The organism is Mesobacillus sp. (assembly GCF_049588175.1).
In the GTDB taxonomy this organism is placed as follows: Bacteria; Bacillota; Bacilli; order Bacillales; family Cytobacillaceae; genus Mesobacillus.
Genome location: NZ_JBAVFI010000186.1, coordinates 1 through 3,492, shown reverse-complemented (window position 1 = coordinate 3,492; position 3,492 = coordinate 1). Strand labels below are relative to the sequence as shown.

Sequence of the window (3,492 nt, the reverse complement as noted above, 5' to 3'; positions counted from 1 at the left end):
TTTTGCCATTTAGTAAAGCTTTTCTTAAGGTCTGTTAGCTTCAATGGCTTTAAATCCCACTTGCCTTCAGGTCCTGAATCCAAATCTACATGTTCAAATTGGAAGATCATATTAGTTTCATTTCGTTCTTCATTTGTATAAAGCTTTGCGAGTTCAACAGAAGCACCTGGCATTTCGCCAACTGTCATAGCATCATAATGAGACAAAACTTCACGGTTCATTTCTTGAAGGTAGTCATGAATTTTTGGGCCGTTCATAAAAAATTTGCTTCCCGAGGCATAAGGCTTCCCTTCTGGATTAGGTGCATCCGGTAGGCCGTCCACCTTTGAAATGAAATTGATGACATCCATTCGGAATCCATCGATTCCTTTATCCAGCCAGAATTTCATCATGTCGTATATTTCCTGACGGAGCTTAGGATTCTCCCAGTTCAGATCAGGCTGTTTTTTGCTAAAAAGATGCAGATAGTATTCATCAGTTGTTTCGTCATATTGCCAAGCGGAGCCACTGAAAACAGATTCCCAGTTGTTAGGTTCCTTGCCATCCTTCCCAGGTCTCCAAATATAGTAATCACGATATGGATTATCCTTTGATTTACGAGATTCAACGAACCAGTTGTGTTCATCTGAACAATGGTTAACGACAAGGTCCATGATGAGTTTCAGTCCGCGCTCATGCATCTCTTTTAAAAGAAGCTCCCAGTCAGCCATTGTTCCGAAATCGTCCATAATATCCCGGTAATCACTGATATCGTACCCATTGTCATCATTAGGAGATTTATAGACAGGTGAAAGCCAAATGACATCTATGCCAAGTCCCTTTAAATAATCTAATTTTGAAATTATACCTGGAATATCACCAATTCCATCTCCATTTGAATCCATGAAGCTGCGCGGGTATATTTGATAAATGACTGATTCTTTCCACCAATGTTTTTTCAAAGGATATCACTCCATATATATTTTTTGAGTAAACGTTTACGTACTGTGTAAAAAAATTATAAGTGTCTTACAGTTTCTCTTTCAATCATCGAATGTGGCATAATCCTGCTTTCACCGTTTTGAGCAGACTTCATCATTGAAAATAGAATATTGGCAGCTACGCTTCCCATTTCTTCTAATGGCTGTGCAACAGTTGTCAGCGGAGGAATAGACATTTCTGCAATTGGCAGGTTGTCATATCCGACAATCGATAATTCATGCGGAATTCTGATCCCAAGTTTATAAGCAGCTGAAATCGCTCCCATGGCAATAGCATCACTTGCAGCAAACACAGCAGTTAAATCAGTGAACTGCTTCAATAGCAGGGGCAAACTATTCAATCCGTCCTCAAAAGAAAATCCTTTTCCATAAACAATATTTTCTTCATTCACGGGAAACCCCCTGCTTAACATAGCCTGTTTATAGCCATCGATACGCGGCTGGCCAGCAATAAGATCTTCTTTATTGCCGCTGATCATACCAATTTTTGTATGCCCTTTTTTTATTAGATAATTAGTGGCGGTAAAAGCAGCATGTTTGTCATCCACTTTAACAAACGGCAGTGGATAGAGATAAGATTCTGTTGCAATCAGGACGACTGGAATCTTCATGGATTCTAATTTTTGATAATATTCCTTCGTAATGATTTCACTGACAAAAAGGATTCCATCTATCCTTTTCTCTGCTAAAAGATCCAAATATTTCATTGTCCGCTGACCGTGTGAGGCAGTATTACAGACGATGACACTTGAGCCAAAAGCATGGACTGCCTCTTCGACACCTCTGAGGATTTTAGATGAGAACTGGCTTGATACTTCCGGGAATAGGATTGCGACCGTGTTGGATTTATTGTTGATTAATCCACGGGCGAAGGCATTCGGCTGGTATCCAAGCTCTTTGATGGCCAAAAGCACCTTTTCTTCCGTCGCCTTTGAATAACCTCCCTGACCATTAAGCACCCTGGAGACTGTAGCAATCGAGACATTTACTTTTTTTGCAACATCTTTAATAGTGTAGTTTATCGCCATCACACCTCTTACGTAAACGTTTACGTTATTGCTTATATAGTAATACGAAAAGAATACAGTGGCAAGTTTTTTATCAAATGCCCTACTTCCTATAGATAGGGCATATCGGATTGGAATAAATTCTACATTTTGCATTGGAACTCCTTTAACTCAGGTTTCTAATTAAAATACAAAAAGGAAAAATTCGTCCGGGGGAGAATAATAATGTAAGGTTATATAGATTATTTATATTATGTTAGGGTGTATGTGAATGAAGATTGGTTTGCTAAGACATTACAAGGTTACACTGGGGTATCCAAATAAGATGGTTTCATCAAGTGAACTGCTTGAGTGGCAAAAGGAATATGATGAATCAGAAATAGAGGAAACGGAAATTGATCTGTGCAAAGTTACCTGGAAGAGATGTTATTCAAGTGATTTGCCAAGAGCCACCCGGACAGCCCAGGGTGCTTTTAATGGAAAAATTGTATATTTGGAAAGTTTGCGTGAGATGTCGATTTACCCAATAGCAGGTTCTGATTTCAGGCTGCCGCTGTGGTTTCATATTTTTCTCATTAGGATTGCCTGGCTTCTCGGTCATAAGTCTCAAAAAGAAAGTAAAAAGGAAGTAATACAGCGTATTAATCGGGTACTGGATCAGGTGCTTGAGCATGATGAGGACGTTTTAATTGTCGGTCATGGAGGGATCATGATGTTTATGAGGAAGGAATTGGTGAAAAGAGGCTTTTCCGGTCCGAAATTTAACAGGCCGGAAAACGCCAAAATCTACATTTTTGAAAAACAATAACCTTAAGGCGCCTCCCTTTTATACTGGGTCAGGCGTCTTCGTTAATAATCGAATACATTTTCACATCATAGTGAGCTCCTTTTATGAATATGAACTTTCTCAATATGCCTTCGAAAGTCATTCCCGCCTTTTCCATAACCCTTTCTGACCCAGCATTTTCGACCAGACATTTTGCTTGTATCCTGACCAAGTCCATGTTATAAAAACCAAAATTAATTAGTTCTTTTGCTGCTTCCGTTGCGATTCCTTTTCCCCAGTAGTCTTTTGATAGCGCATAACCGATTTCTGCAGACTTGTGGTTTGGCTGCCAATTTACAAAATCAACAGTGCCAATCAGCCTTCCATCTTCTTTGTATTCAATTCCCCATGGAGAAAGTTTTCCATTCTTATATAAATCAACAATAAATCTAATATAATCATTTGTGTCACTTAGTGAACGATGAGTCTCCCAAAACACATATTTCGAAACATCAGGGTTAGAGGCATATTTGTGGATATCTGCTGTATCATCCATCGTGATTTTTCTTAAAATCAGGCGCTCGGTTTCTAGTGTAGGAAGGTTGCTGAAAACATCTTCTAGTTGCATGGCAGTCACTCCTAGGATTTATTCTCTGGTTATTATAACGTAATTCGTTCCCCATAAATCTCTTATATAAAAACTTCACTTAGGATCATTGCTTGAATGATTTTCTAAGAT

At 38.9% G+C, this 3,492-nt stretch carries 4 protein-coding genes; 1 reads left to right on the top strand and 3 read right to left on the bottom strand.

Annotated features, from left to right (window positions below):
• Window positions 1–941, bottom strand: a 941-nt coding sequence (locus WB217_RS04420) for an alpha-glucosidase (protein ID WP_423991010.1), incomplete at its 3' end; no start/stop codon positions are given.
• A 56-nt stretch (window positions 942–997) separates the two neighbouring features.
• Window positions 998–2,143 carry a LacI family DNA-binding transcriptional regulator gene (locus tag WB217_RS04415; protein WP_423991008.1) on the bottom strand — a complete coding sequence of 382 codons (1,146 nt, stop codon included), beginning with the start codon at window positions 2,141–2,143 and terminating at the stop codon, window positions 998–1,000.
• Window positions 2,144–2,258: 115 nt separating this feature from the next.
• Here WB217_RS04415 and WB217_RS04410 point away from each other — a divergent pair, with 115 nt between their 5' ends.
• Window positions 2,259–2,795: a histidine phosphatase family protein gene (locus WB217_RS04410; RefSeq protein ID WP_423991006.1), complete on the top strand. Its 537-nt coding sequence runs from the start codon at window positions 2,259–2,261 to the stop codon at window positions 2,793–2,795.
• A 28-nt stretch (window positions 2,796–2,823) separates the two neighbouring features.
• On the opposite strand, the gene WB217_RS04405 is transcribed toward WB217_RS04410, so the two are convergent.
• Window positions 2,824–3,381, bottom strand: a complete 558-nt coding sequence (locus WB217_RS04405; RefSeq protein WP_423991004.1) for a GNAT family N-acetyltransferase — start codon at window positions 3,379–3,381, stop codon at window positions 2,824–2,826.
• Between the last annotated feature and the right edge of the window lie 111 nt (window positions 3,382–3,492).

Coding starts and splice junctions, on each gene's coding strand:
- WB217_RS04405 (WP_423991004.1), bottom strand. CDS start 3,381: ATGCAACTAGAAGATGTTTTCAGCAACCTTCCTACACTAGAAACCGAG.
- WB217_RS04415 (WP_423991008.1), bottom strand. CDS start 2,143: ATGCAAAATGTAGAATTTATTCCAATCCGATATGCCCTATCTATAGGA.
- WB217_RS04410 (WP_423991006.1), top strand. CDS start 2,259: ATGAAGATTGGTTTGCTAAGACATTACAAGGTTACACTGGGGTATCCA.